The sequence below is a fragment of the Limnobacter sp. genome (assembly GCF_036846585.1).
In the GTDB taxonomy this organism is placed as follows: domain Bacteria; phylum Pseudomonadota; class Gammaproteobacteria; order Burkholderiales; family Burkholderiaceae_B; genus Limnobacter.
Map to the genome: position 1 here is coordinate 32,650 of NZ_DAIUBR010000012.1, position 20,245 is coordinate 52,894.

19 protein-coding genes and 2 tRNA genes are annotated in these 20,245 nt (G+C 52.8%); 12 read left to right on the plus strand and 9 right to left on the minus strand.

Annotated features, from left to right (window positions below; all coding sequences use genetic code 11):
- Positions 1 to 12 precede the first annotated feature (12 nt).
- Positions 13 to 576, minus strand: coding sequence for an NUDIX hydrolase (locus V7028_RS07460; protein ID WP_334119460.1), 564 nt, complete (start codon positions 574 to 576; stop codon positions 13 to 15).
- Positions 577 to 767: 191 nt separating this feature from the next.
- Between V7028_RS07460 and V7028_RS07465 the strand changes: the two genes are divergently transcribed.
- The 6 genes from V7028_RS07465 (at position 768) to V7028_RS07490 (ending at position 7,023) form a co-directional block, all read left to right on the plus strand.
- Positions 768 to 843: transfer RNA gene (locus V7028_RS07465), tRNA-Ala, on the plus strand.
- Positions 844 to 859: 16 nt separating this feature from the next.
- Positions 860 to 935: transfer RNA gene (locus tag V7028_RS07470), tRNA-Glu, on the plus strand.
- Positions 936 to 1,091: 156 nt separating this feature from the next.
- Complete coding sequence (locus V7028_RS07475) at positions 1,092 to 1,286, plus strand: hypothetical protein (RefSeq protein ID WP_334119461.1); 195 nt, start codon at positions 1,092 to 1,094, stop codon at positions 1,284 to 1,286.
- Positions 1,287 to 1,385: 99 nt separating this feature from the next.
- The gene (locus V7028_RS07480; RefSeq protein WP_334119462.1) at positions 1,386 to 2,465 is read left to right on the plus strand and encodes an efflux RND transporter periplasmic adaptor subunit; all 1,080 of its coding nucleotides are present in this window, start codon (positions 1,386 to 1,388) and stop codon (positions 2,463 to 2,465) included.
- Positions 2,462 to 5,590 carry an efflux RND transporter permease subunit gene (locus V7028_RS07485; protein WP_334119463.1) on the plus strand — a complete coding sequence of 1,043 codons (3,129 nt, stop codon included), beginning with the start codon at positions 2,462 to 2,464 and terminating at the stop codon, positions 5,588 to 5,590. Before V7028_RS07480 ends, V7028_RS07485 begins: the two co-directional genes overlap by 4 nt.
- On the plus strand, positions 5,587 to 7,023 hold the full coding sequence (locus tag V7028_RS07490; protein ID WP_334119464.1) for an efflux transporter outer membrane subunit: 1,437 nt from the start codon (positions 5,587 to 5,589) through the stop codon (positions 7,021 to 7,023). Before V7028_RS07485 ends, V7028_RS07490 begins: the two co-directional genes overlap by 4 nt.
- Here the strand turns inward: V7028_RS07490 and V7028_RS07495 are convergent, their stop codons facing one another.
- Positions 7,024 to 8,511, minus strand: a complete 1,488-nt coding sequence (locus V7028_RS07495; protein ID WP_334119465.1) for an OmpP1/FadL family transporter — start codon at positions 8,509 to 8,511, stop codon at positions 7,024 to 7,026.
- A 278-nt stretch (positions 8,512 to 8,789) separates the two neighbouring features.
- Here V7028_RS07495 and V7028_RS07500 point away from each other — a divergent pair, with 278 nt between their 5' ends.
- A complete protein-coding gene (locus V7028_RS07500) occupies positions 8,790 to 9,320 on the plus strand; it encodes a hypothetical protein (RefSeq protein ID WP_334119466.1) in 531 nt (176 codons plus the stop codon).
- An 18-nt stretch (positions 9,321 to 9,338) separates the two neighbouring features.
- Here the strand turns inward: V7028_RS07500 and V7028_RS07505 are convergent, their stop codons facing one another.
- Complete coding sequence (locus V7028_RS07505; protein WP_334119467.1) at positions 9,339 to 10,136, minus strand: crotonase/enoyl-CoA hydratase family protein; 798 nt, start codon at positions 10,134 to 10,136, stop codon at positions 9,339 to 9,341.
- Positions 10,137 to 10,161: 25 nt separating this feature from the next.
- Between V7028_RS07505 and V7028_RS07510 the strand changes: the two genes are divergently transcribed.
- A complete protein-coding gene (locus V7028_RS07510; RefSeq protein ID WP_334119468.1) occupies positions 10,162 to 11,469 on the plus strand; it encodes a PcfJ domain-containing protein in 1,308 nt (435 codons plus the stop codon).
- Between the two features lie 28 nt (positions 11,470 to 11,497).
- Here the strand turns inward: V7028_RS07510 and V7028_RS07515 are convergent, their stop codons facing one another.
- From V7028_RS07515 to yjgA, 4 genes are all read right to left on the minus strand, one after another.
- Positions 11,498 to 11,767, minus strand: coding sequence for a DUF3717 domain-containing protein (locus V7028_RS07515; protein ID WP_334119469.1), 270 nt, complete (start codon positions 11,765 to 11,767; stop codon positions 11,498 to 11,500).
- Positions 11,768 to 11,870: 103 nt separating this feature from the next.
- Positions 11,871 to 12,536: an alpha/beta hydrolase gene (locus V7028_RS07520; protein WP_334119507.1), complete on the minus strand. Its 666-nt coding sequence runs from the start codon at positions 12,534 to 12,536 to the stop codon at positions 11,871 to 11,873.
- Between the two features lie 2 nt (positions 12,537 to 12,538).
- Positions 12,539 to 13,159, minus strand: a complete 621-nt coding sequence (gene mog / locus V7028_RS07525; RefSeq protein WP_334119470.1) for a molybdopterin adenylyltransferase — start codon at positions 13,157 to 13,159, stop codon at positions 12,539 to 12,541.
- Entirely contained in the window at positions 13,156 to 13,710 is a 555-nt protein-coding gene (yjgA, locus tag V7028_RS07530) for a ribosome biogenesis factor YjgA (protein WP_334119471.1), read from the minus strand. Before yjgA ends, mog begins: the two co-directional genes overlap by 4 nt.
- Positions 13,711 to 13,737: 27 nt before the next feature.
- Here yjgA and pmbA point away from each other — a divergent pair, with 27 nt between their 5' ends.
- The 4 genes from pmbA to V7028_RS07550 all read left to right on the plus strand — a co-directional run bounded on the left by pmbA (position 13,738) and on the right by V7028_RS07550 (position 18,243).
- Positions 13,738 to 15,090, plus strand: coding sequence for a metalloprotease PmbA (gene pmbA, locus V7028_RS07535; protein ID WP_334119472.1), 1,353 nt, complete (start codon positions 13,738 to 13,740; stop codon positions 15,088 to 15,090).
- A gap of 19 nt (positions 15,091 to 15,109) precedes the next feature.
- Positions 15,110 to 16,198, plus strand: a complete 1,089-nt coding sequence (locus V7028_RS07540) for a TRAP transporter substrate-binding protein (protein ID WP_334119473.1) — start codon at positions 15,110 to 15,112, stop codon at positions 16,196 to 16,198.
- Between the two features lie 220 nt (positions 16,199 to 16,418).
- On the plus strand, positions 16,419 to 17,087 hold the full coding sequence (locus V7028_RS07545) for a response regulator transcription factor (RefSeq protein ID WP_334119474.1): 669 nt from the start codon (positions 16,419 to 16,421) through the stop codon (positions 17,085 to 17,087).
- A gap of 10 nt (positions 17,088 to 17,097) precedes the next feature.
- Complete coding sequence (locus V7028_RS07550; RefSeq protein WP_334119475.1) at positions 17,098 to 18,243, plus strand: sensor histidine kinase; 1,146 nt, start codon at positions 17,098 to 17,100, stop codon at positions 18,241 to 18,243.
- Positions 18,244 to 18,277: 34 nt separating this feature from the next.
- Here V7028_RS07550 and V7028_RS07555 read toward each other — a convergent pair whose 3' ends face one another.
- Both V7028_RS07555 and V7028_RS07560 read right to left on the minus strand, forming a co-directional pair.
- Complete coding sequence (locus V7028_RS07555) at positions 18,278 to 19,726, minus strand: TRAP transporter large permease (protein WP_334119476.1); 1,449 nt, start codon at positions 19,724 to 19,726, stop codon at positions 18,278 to 18,280.
- 3 nt (positions 19,727 to 19,729) lie between these two features.
- Entirely contained in the window at positions 19,730 to 20,245 is a 516-nt protein-coding gene (locus tag V7028_RS07560) for a TRAP transporter small permease subunit (protein WP_334119477.1), read from the minus strand.

A 20,245-nucleotide genomic window follows, 5' to 3' on the forward strand; every position in this document is an offset into this window, starting at 1 on the left:
CGTATTCCTGTGTCAAGCCTTGAATTGGGATTCGGTCCAGTCCACATGGTCGAATACATCGCCAGTGTGCAGGGTGTAGCGGCCCGTCTTGCGGTCGGCAAAAAACAGCGTCAACGTTTTCGACACGGTTTTAAAGGCAAGTTCGTCCCATGGAATTTCGTCTTCAGCAAAAAGTTTTACATCCAGGCTTTCTTCACCCGCAAAAAAATCAGCACTTGGCATTTCTGCGCGAAAAAATATGTGCACCTGGTCGGCACGAATCACATCAAACATTGTGAACAGCGGACCCAGTTTGATTTTCGCACCGGCTTCTTCCCATGTTTCGCGAGCTGCCCCTTCGTGGGTGGTTTCTTTCAGTTCCATGAAGCCGGCTGGCAAGGTCCAGAATCCGTGGCGCGGCTCAATGGCCCGTTTGCACAGCAACACTTTCCCTTCGTAAGTTGGAATGGTGCCCACCACGATTTTGGGGTTCACGTAGTGAATTGCACCACAGCCTGGGCAGCAACTGCGTTGACGGTTATCGCCTTCGGGAATCCGAAGTTCCAGGGGGGTGCCACATGTGCTGCAATATTTCATTTGTTGTGTGCTTCTGTTTTTTAAAAAAATCACTTGCAGTGTACCCGACAAATATGTGTATAATTCGGGCTGCTCAAATTGCTGAGGCAATGCAGGCAGAAGGCAGAAAGTTTTTAAAGTTTTTGTTTATTTTTGTTCAACGTCTTGTTGACAAGCCTAACGAAATACTTAATAATCTCGGTCTTCGCTTGGGGGGTATAGCTCAGCTGGGAGAGCGCTTGCATGGCATGCAAGAGGTCAGCGGTTCGATCCCGCTTACCTCCACCAAAGCACACGGTTTTAGGTCCCCATCGTCTAGAGGCCTAGGACACCGCCCTTTCACGGCGGTAACACCGGTTCGAATCCGGTTGGGGATGCCAAATACGGCACTAAACGCTTCTCACCCACAGGGTCAGGAGCGTTTTTTTATTTTCGGCCTTGCAAAGTATTTCTTCGCAGTACTTGCTATCGCCCGACATTTTGTGTGTAGCATTCCATTGACGGCGTTCACTTTCGGTTGCTCCATGAATTATTCCTTGAACAAATTCCTCGCAGTGTTCCCCATGTTGCTGGCAGCCACCTTGTTGCAGGGCTGTGCCGTGGTCAGTGCAACTGCGGGTGCTGCCATTTCAATCACGGGTGCTGTTGTATCCACAGGCATCAAGGTAACGGGTGCTGTCGTTGAGGCGGGCATTGATGCGGTTAGTGACGACGATGAGATCGACAACTAAGCACAGCGAACTCGAACTTCTTGCCCCCTTGTGGGTCTTTATACATGCACTTCCTTCCGTGTTAATCGTCCTCGTCGCAGCTGCAGTGGAGCCCCGGGCTTGATCAAGCGAATTGTTTATCTGTTCATCGTTGTTTTTGTGTTGGGCGCGGCTTACGCAGTTTCGCAAACCATGCTGGGCGGCTCGCCCGCTGATGTACCCAGCCCCGGCAGCAAAGGGGGCGCACCCAAGGTGCTGGTTCAAGCTGTTCAATTGAAGTCGACGGCGGGTTCATTGCGCGCCATTGCAACAGCTTGGGCCGAGAAGTCGGCTGAGGTGTATGCCGTGGTCGATGAAAAAGTGACCAAGATGTATTTCCGCCCGCAACAAAAGGTAAAGCGCGGTGAGTTGCTGGTTCAGCAAGACGATCGGGAAGAACAGTTGGCGCTGCGCCTGGCGCAAGTGCAATTGCGAAATAGCAAAAGCCTGCTGGACCGCTACAGGCAGGCAGTGGGCAAGGGGGCTGTGCCGCAAACCCAGGTTGATTCGGCGCAAGCCGATTACGAGGCCGCACAAGTGGCACTGGACCAGGTCCGCCTGGCCATTTCAAATCATCAAATACGTGCGCCCTTTGATGGCGTTGTGGGCATCACCGACATTGATCCCGGTCAACGGATTGGTCCTGGTGTTTTGATCACGGGTGTGGATTCCCGGGAAATTATTTACATCGATTTTGAAGTGCCAGAGGCTATTGTTGGGCAACTGGATTCGGTTGCAATGGACAAGATCCAAGTGAAGGCGTCTACACCTGCAGTGGGCGGCAAAATTTTTGATGCAAAGGTCGTTGCGCTGGACAGTCGCCTGAACGCCGAGAAACGCACATTGCGGGTGCGTGCCAACATCAAGAATACTGACGACTTGCTGCGCCCCGGTATGTCGTTTGCCGTTCAGATGGCGGTGCAGGGGCGCGATGTGCCAGCGGTCCCCGAGATTGCCTTGCAATGGTACCGTGAGGGCTCATATGTCTGGATCGTGCGCAGCGGCAAAGCCCAACGCGAGAATGTTCGCGTTGTTGATCGGCGTGATGGCATGGTTTTTCTTGACGGCAACATGGCCGAAAATGAAATGATTGTGGTGGAAGGTGGTCTGCGTTTGTCGCAAGGCGTGGCGGTTGAACTGGTCGAGGATCCGTTGAGATGAGGCATGCCAGCCAGGGCCTTGCCGTGCTGGGTCTTCGTCGCCCGGTCTTGATCGTGGTGTTGAACCTGTTGATCATGCTTGCAGGGATTGTCAGCATGTTCGGCGTGGAGGTGCGTGAACTTCCCGACATTGATCGCCCCGTTGTGCTGGTTCGTGCGGTGTATCAAGGTGCGTCCCCCACCACCATGGACGCAGAGGTAACCTCCAAAGTGGAGGGGGCCGTGGCCAGAGTGTCGGGTGTGCTTCGAATTGAAAGCTCCAGCGAAGAAAACAACATGCGGATTCGCATGGAATTCTCGCCCGACATCGATGTCAATGTGGCGGCCAACGATGTTCGTGAAGCGCTGGGCCGCATTACCCCGAAATTGCCACAAAACCTTGACCAACTGCTGGTGATCAAGGCGGATGACAATGCAAGGCCCGTGGTGCAGTTGGCGGTCTACAGCAACACCTTGTCTGTGCAGGATCTCGCAATGCGCGTAGAGCGCGATCTGGTGCCTGCTTTTGTGTCCATTGACGGTGTGGCCGATGTACCTTTGAACGGCAATCAGCCCAAAGTCCTTCGGGTGCTGCTGGACCCGGCCAGCTTGTCCCGGTACGGCATGGTGGTTACCGACGTTTTAAGCAGCCTTGAAACCATGAATCTGGATGTGCCTGCGGGCAGTTATCTTTCAGGCAGGCAGGAACTTCTGGTGCGTGCCAATGCTTCAACTATTGACACAGAAAGCATCAAGGCGATCCAGATCAAAAACGGTGTCCGCATACGCGATGTTGCCAATGTGTATTACGCGCCAAAATCCGCAGAATCCTATTCGCTGCTGAACGGCCGCACAGTGGTCGGCATGGGTGTGCTGCGCCAAGCGGGGGGCAACACCATTGCCATTGCCGATCAGGTGGGGCTGCGCGTGGCACAAATCAATGCCCAATCCAGGGATTTGCAGATCATCATGATTGCAGACGATTCGGTGTTCATCCAGGGTGCCTTGCAAGAAGTGCTGCTTACTTTGTTGATTGCAGTGGCTGTGGTGCTGGTTGTAATTGCCCTGTTTTTGGGGCAATGGAAGGCCGTGCTGATTCCGGCTGTCACCATGCCGGTTTCGCTGGTGGGAACCCTGGCTGCCATCTGGCTTGCAGGTTTTTCAGTGAACATGTTGACCTTGCTTGCGCTGGTGTTGGCAACCGGCCTGATTGTTGATGACGCCATTGTGGTGCTGGAAAACATTCAACGCCGCCGCAAATTGGGCGAATCAATTACCATCGCCGCGGTATTGGGCACACGACAGGTTTTTTTCGCGGTGATCGCCACCACCGCATCCTTGGTTGCAGTGTTCTTGCCCATTGCTTTTTTGCCGGGTGAAACAGGGCGCCTTTTTCGGGAATTCGGCATGGTGCTTTCCATGGCGGTCATCATCAGTACCTTTGTGGCCCTTAGCCTGTGCCCCATGCTGGCCGCACGCTTGTTAAAAGACGATGCTGAACTGACGGGGCGCGCAGCAAGGTTCATGGGTGTTCTACAGGGGTTCGGCACGCAGGTCGCCACCCACTACCTTCAATCACTGAACAGTTTGCTGAAACACCGGTTGCTGTTTTTGCTTGGGTTTCTCGGCATTGCACTGGCGGGTGGCCTTGCCTTCAGTTTGCTGAATCAGGAACTTGTACCTGCGGAAGACCGCGGGCGTTTGGTGGTTGATTTCACCGGGCCCGACGGAGCTTCACTGGAATATAGTGGCCGACAGGGGCAGATCGCAGAGAAAATAATGCGCCCTTATCAGGAACAAGGCCTGATCACCGACCTGTTCACCATCGTGGGCCGCTATGACAAAAACCGTGTCGCCATTCAGGCCAACCTTGCAGACTGGAGCCAGCGGGACACCACGCAACAGGAATTGGCCGCCAAGCTTGGCCAAGCGCTGTCCACTATTCCCGGTGCCCAGGTGCGTTTTCAAAATGAAAGCAGTTTGAACATTCGCGGTGGCGGAGGTGGTTTGCAAATCGCCTTGCTTGGAGACGACTACGCTGTGCTGGCCAACGACGCAGATTTGCTGGCCGATGCATTGATGAAAAAAGTCGATGCGATACAGGACGTGCGTGTTCAATACGACACATCGCAGCCTGAACTGGGTTTCGAGATTGATCGCGAAAAAGCCAACGATCTGCAAGTGCCGGTGAACCGGATCACCCAGACACTGCAAATTCTGGCCGATGAATACCAGTTGCTCGATTTGAGTGTGGGCGACCAGGCCATTCCGGTCATGCTGGGTTCCAGCAAAGGCAGCTTGAATTCGCCGCTTGATTTGCTGAATGTGTATGTCAGCAGTGAAACAGGGCAGTTGGTGCCCTTGGCATCCATGATTGACGTTCAGGAACGCGGTGTGGCCGCAGAACTTGATCGCCACGCACAACGCAGGGCGGTTGAATTGAACATTGGCATTCCGCCCGGTACCGATTTTGGCCGCACCATGCAAGATGTTCGTGCTGTGGCCGCCGATGTATTACCCGAATCCTCAAACCTGATTTTTCTGGGTGAGGCTGCAACGCTTGAAGAAACTTCGAATGAAATGCTGATCACTTTTGTGATTGCATTGGTGGTGGTGTTCCTGGTGCTGGCTGCTCAGTTTGAAAGCCTGGGCAGCGCGCTCGTGGTGATGTTTACCGTGCCCTTTGGTTTGGCTGCTGCAGCGTTTGCGTTGTTGTTGACCAACCAGTCACTGAACCTGTTCAGCCAGATTGGCCTTGTGTTGCTGATCGGTCTGATGACCAAGAATGCAATTTTGTTGGTTGAAATCATGGACCAGTTGCGCGACGAAGGCCATTCGATTGATTCAGCCATACGCGAAGGCGCGCGTTTGCGCCTGCGACCAATTGCAATGACTGTGTTGTCGACCCTGCTGGGTGTGGTGCCGCTGGTGCTGACATCGGGCCCGGGTGCCGAGGCACGCGAGGCCATTGCATGGGTGGTGTTGGGGGGGCTGGGTTTGTCAACCTTGTTTACCATGTACCTTGCGCCCATGGGCTACTCATTCCTTGCGCCTTACATGAAGCCGCGTGCACATGCCGGCGACATGCTCGAGAGGGAAATTGAGGCGCACGAGGCGGCCCTCAAGAAAGGGGAGGTGCAGGCATGATGCGCGCCTTGAGCAGTTTGATCTTGGCTGGCCTGATGGTTGCGGGCTTGTCGGCTTGCGCAAGCAAAGCGCAAGACCTGCCGCAGTTGCCCGACACTCCATTGCCCGAGAAATTTGTGGCCCAAGATATTCTTGGCAAGCTGGGCAGCGTGAATGGCGCTGGGGTTGCAAGTGTTCGCTGGTGGGAAGGTTTTAATGACTCCATTCTGAACCAGCTTGTGCAAAGCAGCGTTGAAAATAATTTCCGTATTGTTTCGGCAGCAGCACGCGTCAGGCAAGCGCGGGCTTTGCTGGCTTTGAGCGAAGCAGGGGATTCCTTGTTGCTGGAACTGGATGCCGAGGTGAGCGGGCAAAAAACCGACCGGAACAGCGGTGCAAACAACGCGGCCAGCAGCAACTCCAATCGCGACGAGCGCCGTGCTTTGCTGGGTTTGGGTTTTACCTTGCCGATTGACCTGGCGGGCAGGGTAGACCAGCAAACCCGGGCTGCTGCGGCTTCCTTGATGGCGGTGCAAGCGGAGCTGCGTTCGCAGATTATTTCGACTAGCACCGCCGTGGCACAGGAATACCTGCGCCTTCGGGGCAATCAGAAGCAGCTGGCCATGTTGCGCGATTCCGTGGGCCTGCAGGAAAAAACCTTGGGCATTGTGCGGGCCAGATTCGAAAGTGGTTTGTCGCCTGAACTGGATGTGCGCCGTGCAGAAACTTCCGTTGAAAGTTTGCGTGCCGACATTGCGCCACTGCAACAGGCTTTGCAAGATTCCCGACACCGCCTGGCCACTTTGGCAGGCCAGTTTCCGGGCGCTTATGAGCAATTGTTGAAACCCGAAGGCGACCTGCCGCAATACGGTTTGGGCATTCCCGGCCAGGTGCCTTTTCAGGTTGTGCAGGCCCGGCCTGATGTTCAGGTGGCGCAGGCACGTTTCGCCCAGGCGGCTGCTGAAGTGGGCGTGGCGCAGGCTGATTTTTACCCCACCATTGAATTGATGGGGCGCATTCAGATTGGCAGTTCCGCGATCAATTCAAACCCGGCCACCGGTATTTTGATTGCGTCGCTTTCGGCCTTGTTGAACCAGATGCTGTACGATGGCGGCGCCCGGGATTCGCGTCTGGATGCCGCCCGCGCCCGCGCTGAAAGCACGCTGGCCGATTATGAGCAAGTGTTGAGGTTGGTCACCCAGGAAGTTGAAAATTCACTGACAGCAATTGATTCGTCTTCATCCAGACAGCTTGCGCTGGGCAAGGCCGTGGTGTCGAGCAAACGAAGTTTCGAGCAAGCCGATGCCTTGTACCAATTGGGCCTTGTCAGTTTTCTGGATGTGGTGGATGCGCAGCGTGTTTACGCCAACTCAGAACAGGCCTTGGCCACAGAACAAACCAATTACGCCACCTTGATTGCAGGTTTGTTCCGTGTGCTGGGCACGCAGTCGTGACTAAAAACGTTCTGTGATGCCGATGCCAAAGAAATGGGTGTCTAGCTGTACATTGCCCTTGAAATCACCACCACGCACTTCAGGTGGGGAAATTTGATCGTTGTTGCCTACCGGCGCAGGGTCAGTGTCCAGCTTTTGATAGGCGAAGTGAATGCTGGTGTCGCGGCTTAAATCAAACTGACCGCCCAAGGCAAAGTATTGCCTGTCGCTGTCCGGCAAAATCGTAATGCGGGTTTCGTCATCGATCACGCTGTTTTCAATGGCGTAGCCTGCGCGCAAGGTCAGGCGTTTGTACAGCTTGTAGTTCATGCCAACGCGATACGATTCTGCCGCCACGAAGTTCTGGGGAATGTTCTCCAGCGTGCGGCCATTGCTTTCACGCTGAAAATTCAGGGTGGTCACTGAAAAATCCTGGCGGGTGTAAGTGGCCATCAAGTCCAGCTTCGGTGTGGCATGGTGAAACATGGACAAACGCAGCTCATCGGGCAAGGTAATTTCCTGTTTGATCACCTGCTCGGGTGCCAGATCGGCCGCAGCCTGCTTGCCATCCACCCCAAGCGCACTGAATGCAAGGCTGTTGAAAAAACCGTCGCTGTTCAGGAAATCACGAAACGCGGCTTGTTCGGGCGAATCATCCAGTTTGAACTTGCCACGGTTGCCCGTGAATTCTGTTTTTGGTCGATAGGAAAGGCCCACCCGTGTGTTCTCGCTGGGTTCCCACAAACCACCCAGTTGTGCATTGAATGCCCAGCCAAACATGCGAAGGCCTGCATTGCTTTCGCCGGGTATCGGCGGGGCACCAATCAATGCACCAGCCGGGCCTTCGATCAGCCCGGCTGATCCGGGGGCCAAAGCCTCCACCGCTTCACGATAATTCAGTTTCAGTTTGATGGATTGAAAGTAGCGTTCATACGAGCCATTCAAACCCCAAGACAAAGTTGGGCTTAGCTTGTAACCAAAGCCCAGGTTCAGTCGGGTCACTTTGAAGTCAATGTCGCGGCCTTGATTGCGGCCAGGAAAGTTTTCGTCGTAGTGAATCACCAGGCCGTGCGAAGCCGCAGCACCAAAACCCATCACCAGTTTCTCATTGATGGGAATGGCAATGAACAGGTTGGGTGCCAGTGCTGCCGCATCGTATCCGTCTTTGCGGCTGAATACCTGCCCATTTTGCCCCTGCGGAGCACCAGAGTCCGCACCATCGTTGTTTTGGGTTGATGTGTAATCGGTGCCGATTGTAATAACCGCTGCACCTTGTGTTAGTTCTGCACGTTTGAAGCGTGTCAATGCTGCCGGGTTGGCAAACAGCACGGAGGCATCGCCAGCTTCAGCGGCCTGGCCTGCTGATGCAGTTCCCATGGCGCTGATGCTGGTGGCATCAAATGCCGTGCCACCAGCATAAGCAGCCGGGGATAGAAAACCCGAAAAAAGGATCGAGGCCACGCATGTCAATGGGAAAAAGAAAGTCGTTCTTCGGGCAGAAGAAAGCATTGGTTTGTCTCCGGTATTTTTAGTAGTTCACTTGCTTGGTTGGATAACCCGAAGTAGTGACTTTTATGTAGTCATTTCAGTGTATCACCGGATAAAGAAAATGTTACTTTGAAGTATTGAAGTAGATTGGAGCCTCTAATACAGCCCCAAGAGATTGAATCTTTGTTGATTTTGTGACACCTAACCGCAAAGGGGTTAGTCCGTTTATGCGCTTGTGCCTCTGACGGGAATTGTCGTTAATGGCTGTAAGGGTTTTTCTACACAGGTGGGGTGGAGTGATGGGTGCTTCGTATACAAAATGGCTGGTGTTTTTCAGTGCAGCGTTCTTTTTGCCCATTCAAACCGTTCTCGCCGACGATTCACTGGGCCTGAAAGCCAGCAAGGTGCTTGGCAAGACACGCGCTGCGTCCAAGGTTTCTGCCGTGAGGACCACAAAAGAGGAAAGCCTGCTGGGCAAGGTGGGGTTATTTCGTGGCGTGGCTGTGGATGTTGCCCAAGTGCCCATTCCATCGGAAAGCAGATTCAGTATAAATCTGGATGAATCCAGCGACGGCGCAATGTCGATGATCAACACGGTGTACGGCGGCTTGCAAATTTCATTGCAGGAAAATTTGAGTCTGGTGTATGCGCCCGGCAAGTTGTCCAATCACACCCTGAACGGAGAAAGCCAGGGTGTGTATTTGCTGAGCAATCGTGGCGGGCCTGCCAACTGGTACATGGGCATTGAGTCCAGCGCGTATTCCAGTACAGCTGATTCACGCCGAACAACAAACAGCGCCCAGTTTGGCGTAATCATGACCCTTGATTAACAGGCCTGTTGAAGGAAATTAAACGGTTTCACCATGTCGTCCCATGCCTTCCTTGAAAGCGGTTGCCCCTTCAACCGTCTCGCCTGAGCTAAGCGTGTTCAGGCCAAATTCAAATTCTTCTTCAAGCGCTTCCCGTTCACCAAATTCCCATTGGGTCAACACACTTTGCCTGTCATTGCGCATGCAGGTTTGTGGATGCTTGCTTAACAGACTGGCCAGTTCAATGGCACCTTCCAATGCACTTCGGTGTGTTTCAATTCGGTTGGCCAGTCCCCATGAAAAAGCCTCTTCGGCATTGACAGCACGGCCCGTTAAAACCATGTCCATTGCACGGCTTTGGCCAATCAAACGTGGCAGGCGAACGGTTCCACCATCGATCAAAGGCACGCCAAACCGGCGACAAAAAACACCAAATACAGCTGTTGGGTCAGCCACACGCATGTCGCACCAAGCTGCAAGTTCAAGGCCGCCAGCCACACAATAGCCAGATACAGCGGCAATGACGGGTTTGCTCAATTCCATTCGGCTAATGCCCATGGGGCCAGCACCATGGCGTTCCATTCGGTTAACGCGGCTTGGGTCGCCCGATGCAACCGCTTTTAAATCAGCACCCGCGCAAAAGTTACCACCTTCGCCCGTCAAAATGGCCACGCGTGCAGTTGCATCTGTTTCAAAAGCCGTAAATGCTTTTTCAAGCTGGTCGGCTGTGTAACGGTCTACACAATTGCGGGCTTGCGGTCGATTGATGGAGATTTTCCAGATCTCGCCTTGTTGTAATATCTCGGTATTGACGGGTTCTTCTGTTGCGTTGTCCATCGTGCGCCTTTTGTTAGATTTTGAAATGAACACAGCCACCAGCATACCGCGAGTTCGATCTGGGAGGTTGCCTGCACGCCTTGTCAGCACGCGCACGGGTTTGTATTTTGAATGGGGCTTGAACGCGCGTGTGAAGCTGCAGGAATCAGTCGCTGTGATACTGAGCGATGAAGCGGCATGGAATTTGAAAGTGGCCTTGTTGCGTTCAAGCTGGCAGCCACCACCCAGCATCTGCATTCCGCAATCGCTCGAACATACATTGCTTGACTGGCCAGTGGAGGCCACAAGCCTGCACGACATTCAACGTGCCTGGACTGCAGCCCTGCGGCGCCGTTTCGGTGTGCAAGTGTTCAAGCTGTGTTTGCGAATTGTGCCCAGGCAAGCCACCCTGCTAGATTTAAGCCAGGTGGCTGCACATCAATCTGTGTTGAGCAATCGTCTTGAAGAAAACCCTGCTTTGGCCCCACTTCTTGGCAACGACAGGGGCATGTGGAGCAACCTTTCCAACTGGCTGATCCTTAAAAACCGCATGATGGCCCAAGGGCTGAGCCAGCAATCCTGGCGTTGGCTTGCGCGTCAGAAAAAAGCATACGTTGCACGCATTGACTGGTCACAATTAAGCCACTTGTGCTGGGTCAATTTTCATGCTGCCCTGGCCCGTGATATTCCAATCGCCTGGGTCGACAAACAAACCGCTGCCTTGCAGGGGTTCGGTGCCTTGGGCACTTGGTTGCGGCGTAACCATGAGAACTTGACTACAGATGTGGCGCTTAATATTTTGCGGGGTGTTCGCCTTGCATTGCAACGGCACGAAAACACAGCCAAGGTTGCGCATCAGATTGAACTGGTGCAAGAAGAGTTCCCATTAATCGCCGATTGGCTGCTGGGCAGTGCGGCCAGTTCAACGCAGCGCCGCGTGGTCATTTCCCGGAACTGGACTTACGACACCCTGATGGCGCGTCAAACCCATTGGCATTTGATTGAACTGGATCTGGACATTAGCCGACCGAATGTGTTTTGGCCAGAGGTGATCGGCATGGGCAGCGTGGGCAACAACATCGACTTCATTGAGTTGACGTCATTGAACGCATTGTTAAGCGAAGCCAAGAAAATGCACCATTGTGTGCCGTCGTACATTGATCGCTGTATGACTGGCGATGTGTGTATTTTCCACCTGCAAATCAAGGGGCATGTACCCCAGCGTGGCACATTGGAATTTCGCCGCACCGGTGCAAATGGGTGGCAAATCAGCCAATTAAAAGGCCCTTGCAACACCCCGGTTTCAAGCCAGATGTGGACTGCTGCACACCTGTTGCTAATTCGCTTGAATTGATGGGTTTAAAGCGCGGCCAAGTGCGTGTTCAGGCGGCCTTGGTGTGCATGGCGCCAAACGACTTTTGCGCCTGCTGAAATGACTTTTTTGCCTGACTTGAAAATTCAGTCCAAGACGTTTCGGTTATTTGAAACAGAATCATGCGTGCATACAGTTCAGCCAAACTGGCTGCCTGCGGGCACAGGGTCATGGTGTCTCGGGAAGAGGGGTATTGCTGGCGCCAATAATTGATGGCGCTCTCAATTTCTACAATTGAAACCGTCTGGTTTGTACTGTTTTGTACTTTGCTTGCTGGCATACATGCACCTGCATTGAATAACTGAAGCCTATTGTAAATCAAAAAAGCTGTTTATTTAAACAGTATATTATTCCAGTTGCGCCTGAGTTATCAACTACCCGGTTTAAAGCACTTTTTTCAAGAAACTGGCAATTTCAACCACTTCTTCGCCACACACAGAATGAGCCATTGGGTAGCTGTGCCACTCCACAACAACGCCTTTGTTCCGAAGCAGGTTGACGGCTTTTTCGCCGCGTTCCATAAGTACAATATTGTCTTGCTCGCCATGCGCCGCCAGCACAGGAATGCTGAGGTTGGCTGGGTTTAATTCGGTGTCCAGGGTGTTTTCACAAGGCAGGTACGTGGACAAGGCAATTAACCCAGCCAGTTTGTGTGCCGTGCGCAAACCGGTTTGATAAGCAATTGCACCACCTTGAGAAAAGCCGGCCAATACAATTTTGTCAGGCGTGAAGCCCAAGGCAATTTGATCGTTGATCAACTGCTCAACGGTGGCCTGGCTTTGGCGAATGCCGCTTTCATCTTCCTGGCGTTGCAGGTCTGCGTTTTTGATGTCATACCAGGCGCGCATCACGTAACCGCCGTTGATGCTCACCGGAATTTTCGGTGCATGGGGAAAAACGAAGCGGGTGTTGGGCAAGCCCATTTGTTCCAGCTCTTTCACGATAGGTACGAAATCATAGCCATCCGCACCCAAACCATGCAGCCAAATCACGCAGCCCGTTGGGTTAGGGCCAGTTTCAACAACAACGCATTCTATTTTTGAATCCAGGCTCACGGTGTACTTCCTTCTGCGGGTTTGCTTTCAGCGGGCTTTCTTAGCGCCGACTTGGGCCGAAACGCTTTAACCACGGTTTCATTGGTTTCCATGTAGGGGCCACCAATCAAGTCGATGCAGTAGGGCACCGCTGCGAAAATTCCTTTCACCAAGCTATTGCCCTCCGGGTCTTTCAATCCTTCAAGAGTTTCGGCAATGGCTTTGGGCTGACCGGGCAAATTCAATATCAGACTTTCACCGCGAATAACCGCAACTTGTCGAGACAATATCGCCGTGGGCACAAAGTGCAGGCTGATTTGGCGCATTTGTTCACCAAAACCGGGCATTTCCTTGTGGGACACTGCCAGTGTGGCTTCCGGTGTCACATCCCGTTTGGCAGGGCCCGTGCCACCGGTGGTGCAAATCAAATTGCATTGTTGTTCATCGGCCAGCTTTTTCAAGGCATTCTCAATTTCTGCCTGTTCGTCCGGAATCAGGATTTCTACAAATTCAATTGGATTGAGCAAGGCTGTTTGCAACCAGATTTTCAGGCTGGGAATGCCCTGATCTTGGTAAACACCGGCCGATGCCCGGTCGCTGACAGACAGCAAACCAATTTTTACAGCATCAAAACTCATTGTTCTTCCCCCGCGGCTTTTTCTTCGATCAAACGGTAAATGATCTGAAACAGCTGTCGGAAATTGCGGGGGGCTTTCTTGGCTGCGCGTTCCTGCACCGCCTGTCGAATAATCGGGTTCAGGTTTTCCCGTGCCGCGGCAGGGTAACTTTCAATGAAGGTGGCCAGCAGGCTGGGGTCTTCAATCAGGCGGTCGCGCCATTGTTCGGCCGCATGCAAATGCAACACCTTGAGTTTTTGCTCCACAGTTTCGCCGTTAACCCAGGCTTGCACTTCCTCATGTTCTTCGTCACGCATCAGCTTGCCGATGAACTGCATCTGGCGTTTTTTCGCACCAAATGATTTGCATTTGTGAAATTCCGCGATCTCGAGCAGCAGGCGCTCGCCGATTGGTGCCCGCTTGACTTTGTCAAAGGGCATTTCGCACAAGGTTTTGCCCAAATCTTGCAGGGCCAGCATGTCCCGCTTGACGGATGACTTGCTGGGGCGATCATATTCTTCAAACTCGCCCTGTTTTTCGTTTTCTGGTTCCATGGGCTGTATATTAGCCATTTTTAGCAGCATTTTTCGCAGGGCAATATGGGCTTTAGCTTTAAATCCGAGACATTTCAGGAATTAACCGACTACGCATTGAAAAAAGCCAAGTCGTTGGGGGCCACCGATTGTGCAGTGGACATCAGCGAAGCGGTCGGCCAGTCGGTCAGTGTACGCATGGGTGAAATTGAAACCATTGAGCACACCCGTGACAAAAGCTTTGGCGTCAGTGTGTTCAAGGGCAAGAAACGGGGCAATGCCTCGTCGTCTGATTTCTCGCTGGAAGCCATTGATTCGGCCATCCGCGCAGCGTTGGACATTGCAAAGTACACCGCAGCCGACAAGTTTGCGGGCCTGCCCGATGATGAAAACATTTCCAGGCGCCACCGTGACCTTGATTTGTATTACCCATGGAATTTGAGCACGGCCAAAGCCGTCGAGAAGGCCTTGACCATGGAGCAGGCTGCGTTCGATATCAGCAAGCAGATCCGCAATTCCGACGGGGCCAATGTGTCCACGGAATCAGGTCACTTCTTTGCAGCCAACAGCAAAGGCTTCAAGGGCGGTTATCCGTATTCACGCCATTCCCTGTCCGTGTCGCCTATTGCACAGGCCAAGAAGTCCAAAGACAGCCCCATGCAGCGCGATTTTTGGTATTCGTCTGAACGAAAGGCCAAGGATTTGGCCAAACCCGCAAAAATTGGTGCGTACGCTGCGCAACGTGCCTTGGCCCGTTTGGGTTCCAGGCCAATTACCACCCGCAATTGCCCGGTTATTTTTGAAGCGCCCATTGCCGCCAGCTTGGTAAGCCACTATGTGGGCGCGGTGTCGGGTTCATCGCTGTACCGCAAAACCAGTTTTTTGCTGAACTCACTGGGTAAACAGGTGTGGGCACCCCACATCACCATCAAGGAAGATCCCTTTATTGAAGGCGCACACGGCAGTTCACCTTTCGATGAAGAAGGCGTGAAGGTCAAGGCCCGCACCGTGGTGAAAAAGGGCGTGTGCAATGGCTATTTTCTTTCCAGTTACTCTGCCCGCAAATTGGGCATGGAAACCACGGGCAACGCCGGTGGTACACACAATCTGATTTTAAGCTCTACCAAAACAGTAACAGGTGGTCTGGATGCGCTCTTGAAAACCATGGGCACCGGTTTGCTGGTGACCGAGATGATGGGGCAGGGCGTGAATGGCGTAACCGGCGACTATTCTCGCGGAGCCTTTGGCTACTGGGTGGAAAACGGCATTATTGTTCACCCGGTTGAAGAAATTACAATTGCGGGTAATTTGAAAGACATGCTGGCCAATATAGTGGCTGTGGGCGACGATGCCTACTGGCGTGGCAGCAAGCACGTGGGCAGCATTTTGATTGAATCCATGACCGTTGCTGGGAACTAAAAAAGAAGGAGGCAAAGCAATGGAACGTCGTTCTTTTCTGAAGAAGGCGGGCATTGGCGCGGCCGCTACGGCTTCTGTAGCCACTGGGGCGCAAGCATTTGCAGCCGATGGCCCCGGCGTGCGCTGGCGTCTTACTTCAAGCTTTCCCAAAAGCCTGGACGCCTTGTGGGGTGGCGGCCCCAAGCTTGCCAAGCGGGTGGCTGAGCTGACGGGGGGGAAGTTTGACATTCGCCCCTTTGCAGCGGGTGAAATTGTGCCGGGGCTGCAAGTGCTGGATGCCGTTCAGCGCGGCACCGTTGAATGTGGTCACACAGCGAGTTACTACTACGTAGGCAAGGATGCCACTTTTGCATTTGACACCGGCATGCCCTTCGGTTTGACGGCGCGGCAACAAAACGCCTGGCTTTACCATGGTGGCGGTTTGCAAGCCATGCGGGAGTTTTTGAAAGACTACAACATCATCAATTTCCCCGGCGGAAACACTGGAACGCAAATGGGTGGCTGGTGGCGAAAAGAGGTCAAAAACCTCAATGATCTGAAAGGACTGAAGGTAAGAATTCCCGGTTTTGGCGGAAAAATAATGGCCGCGTTGGGCGCGGTGCCGCAGACCATTGCCGGCGGTGATATTTATCCGGCATTGGAAAAAGGCACCATTGATGCCGCCGAATGGGTGGGGCCCTATGACGATGAAAAACTGGGTTTTCAGAAAGTAGCCAAATATTATTATTACCCCGGTTTCTGGGAACCCGGCCCAACGCTCAGTTTTTACGTGAACCTGGATGCGTGGAACAAGTTGCCCAAAGCATATCAAGCTGCGCTTGAGGTGGCGGCTGCCGAGGTGAATGTCACCATGACCGCAGAATACGATGCAAAAAACCCGGCAGCCTTGGGTCGACTGATTCAATCCGGCGCACAGCTTCGTATTTATCCACGCGATATTTTGGATGCCGCTTACAGTGCGGCCGAAAAACTGTACGCAGAAGAATCAAAAAACAACCCGAAATTCAAGAAAATCTTCATATCCTGGAATCGCTTCCGAAACGACCAAAACAATTGGTTCCGCGTGGCTGAAAATTCCATGGCCTCTTACATACCCAGATCGAAGTAAGTTTTTGACCTACATCCAATTGATCAGATATAAAGAGCGGCTCTAGAGGCCGCTTTTTATTCTTTAATGGAACTAAACGCTCGCCGCAAGTCACCCAACGCAGTGTCGCTCCTATCGGGGTTGTTCGCACTTCTTTTGGCTGTCGTAATAAATGGCGTGGACTCTATTTAAATAAACCACGGCGACAGTTTCTGGCACTTGACTTGTATGGGACAATTTTATGTCGACTCCTAATCAGCTCCGCGTATTTATCATTGATGATCACCCGATCATTGCAATGGCGCTTCGCGACATCATGAATTCGCGGTATACCGATCTGGAAGTGAAGTTATTCAGCCGAATTGGCCCTGCGCTTGAGCACAGCCGTTTCGAGCAGCCTGACCTGGTACTTCTCGACTTGGGACTACCCGACATGGCGCCAGAAAAAGTGCTTGAAACAGCACTTGAAACCTTCGACTACAGCCGCACACTTGTCATTTCTGGCAACGAAGAAATTCTGGGGGACATGGCGGATGACTATCCCGAAACAGAATTCGTGTCGAAAGGCATTACTCAAGATCGCGTGTTAAGTGTGCTGGACAGCATGGTACTGCGCTTGCGCCGCAACAACTGGACCGACCAGATCAACCAGAAAAACCAGCAGACCAACGGGTTCACAATTGGCCAGCGTATGGCCCGAATTACCGAGCGGCAGATTTCTGTTTTGTATCGCATTGCAAAAGGCGAGTCGAATCATGAAATCGCGCAAAACCTGGGCTTGTCACCAGAAACAGTGAAAACACACGTCCGCAGTATTTTGGCCCGCCTGAATGCCCGAAATCGCCTGGAAGCTGCCATGTTGTATCGCGCATGGCAGGAGCAAAAAACCGATGAGGTATATTCCGATTAAGTCGCCCGGTATGAGACATGTCAACCGCCTTAGTGCATGGGTTCAGCAACATTACGATGCGTGTTTGCTGGCATCGCTGTGTTTGCTGCCCCTGTCCATGCAGCTTGTTGGCCTGGAGACAGGCGCGCAGGCACAACTGGCTTACATTGCTTTCATCAGTGGTTGTCTTCTGAATGCAAAGGTGTCCTGCCGCCGTGCCTTTCGTGTACCCCCGACCGAAAAACTCTGGTTTCTTGTTTTTGCATCGTCTTTTGGTGGCTGGGTGCTTTCCCTGAACTGGCACGCCCTTAGTTTTTTAGTGCTTTGTTGGGTAACGCCATTTACTTTGTTGGCAGTGTTGCTTGAAAGGCAGCACCGTTACAGCATGGCAAGGCAACGCATTCAAAAGCGCCGCGCACAGCAGTCTCGCTGGCGCAATGCCAAGCATGCGGTGCTTAGCGAATGGAAGGACCGCTTGCGTTGGCTGGCCGGTGTGCAACATGACATGCGCCAACCCCTTCATGCCTTGGGCTTGCTGGTAGGGCATCCTTCCCTTGATATTCATTTGCAACACGCGCAATCGAACATGGTGATCCGTCAAATGACCAGTTGCCAGCGTTGGCTGCACGACTTGGCCGAAAACATGCTGGAGGCCACTCGGCTGGAATTGGGTGAGCAGCGCGAAAAACGAATGGAAAGCGTCTCAAGCACCGAGTTGTGCAAGTCGCTTGAAGGCTGGATGGGGCAACTTGCCGAAATAAAGGGTTTGACCTTTCAGCTCGATGTGGAGGAATGCATGATCCACACCGATGCACGCAGGCTAAAGCGCGTCATGGGGAATCTGGTATTCAATGCAGTCGAACACACCTATGAAGGTGGCGTGTTCTTTTCATACCGCCGGCATGGCGGAGTGCACCGCTTCACGGTAAAAGATTCTGGCCCAGGCATTCATGAAGAATTGCTGGAAGACAGAACGCCACGCAATTCAAGTTTTGGCAGCGATTTGCCAAAAACCGGCATTGGCTTGTATGTGGTGAAGCGCCTGTGTCAGGAAATGGAATGGAATTTGTCGACCAGTAATGTTCAGGAAGGCGGTACGGTGTTTGTTCTTGAGCTTGCCGACCGCATTGCCTTGAAAACCGAGATGTCAACACCCGGCGCCAAGAAAGCTGGTTGATCGCGGCCGCTTGATTGGGTCCTGCAGGCCCAGATTATTTGCTGAATTGCGGCACAAAGGGTTGATCATTTGCAGGGTCGCTTTCACCACCGTAATTTTGCGCTGGCACTTCGAGGCTTAAAGGTTTGTCCTCAAGTTTCACTTTTTTTTCTTGCGTCACCACTTCCGGGAAGATGAAAATGACAGCCACCATGATCAGCTGCATGGCGATAAAGGGCACAGAGCCTTTGTAAATCTCGATGGTTTTAATCACCTTGGGTGCCACTGATCTTAAGTAAAACAGCGAGAAACCAAAGGGTGGTGTCAAAAATGAAGTTTGCATGTTCATGGCAATCATGACCCCGAACCACACCATGTCGATACCCAGTTTGTCAGCCACTGGCGCAAGCAAGGGAATGACGATAAACGCGATCTCGAAAAAATCGAGAAAAAAGCCCAGCACAAATATCAAAATTTGAACTGCAATCAAGAAGCCCAGTTCACCGCCGGGCAGGTCGCCCATCAGGTGTTCTACCCACAGGTCGCCCTCGACCGCCCTGAATGTCAGGCCAAACACGGTAGAACCAATCAGGATGAACAACACGAAGCAAGACAGCTTGGTGCTTGCATCAATGGATTGTTTCAGCATGCCCAGATTCAGGCGTTTTTTGAAATACGCCAGCACCAATGCGCCCACGGCACCCATGGCGCCACCTTCAGTGGGGGTGGCGATGCCAAGGAAGATCGTACCCAAAACAAGAAAAATCAGTGCCACGGGTGGAACAAGCACAAACAGCACGGCCTGCGCCTTGCGCAAACCCACATTGCCTGAACCGAAATTGCAGGCGTCTGGGGGTAGCGCGGGCAGGGCGCTTTGTTGAAAGCGTGTTACCGCAAACACATACAGCATGAACAGGCACACCAGCATGAGAGAAGGCAGCATGGCACCTTTGTACATTTCACCAACAGACACACCCAACTGGTCGCCAAGCACGATCAGCACCAGTGATGGTGGAAGTATTTGCGCCAATGTTCCAGACGCAGCAATTACCCCGGTGGCCACTGGTTTGCTGTAGCCGTATTTCAACATGACGGGCAGGGAAATCAGGCCCATTGAAATGACTGACGCTGCAACAACGCCCGTTGTGGCCGCCAGCAAGGCACCGACCAGAATAACCGCATAGGCCAATCCCCCACGAATGCGGCCGAACAGTTGTCCGATGGTTTCCAGAAGGTCTTCGGCCATGCCGCTGCGTTCAAGCACCAATCCCATGAAGGTGAAAAAAGGAATGGCGAGCAAGGTGTCATTGCTCATGATTCCAAAAATTCGATCGGGCAGGGCTTGCAGCAAGGCGGGGCTCATAAGCCCCTGTTCAATGGCCACGTAGCCAAACAGCAGGCCATTGGCCGCAAGTGCAAACGCCACGGGAAAGCCAGACACCATGAAGACAAGCAACACGGCAAACATAATGGGGGGCAACCACTCGACCGGAATGATTGGCATGGCTTATTTCACAGTGTGCGCACTGCGCAGAGTGGCGAATTTTTTGATCAGTTCAGAAAACACTTGTATACCCAGCAGGGTGAAGCCCAGCACGATCAACGCTTTGGCGGGCCAGCGGATCAGCCCTCCTGAGTCGGGTGAATATTCATTGACAACAAAAGACTGATACGCGAAGTCCCATCCATGCACAATCACAAACCCAATCAACGGCAAGGTGAAAAACACATGGCCAACAATGTCGACCCAGGCGCGGGTTTTTTCAGAGAATCGATCGGAAATCAGGTCTATTCGAACGTGCGCATTCTGCTGCAGTGTGTATGCGGCACCCAATAAAAACACAGCACCAAACAAATACCATTGAATTTCAAGCATGCCGTTGCTGCTGATATCAAAGGCTTTGCGCATCACGGCGTTGTAGGCCGATACAACAGTGGTAAGCAAGATTAGCCAACCCACAGCCACACCAATTTTGGCGTTTAGCCAGTCGATGCGATTGGAGATGCCAATCAGGGCATTCAA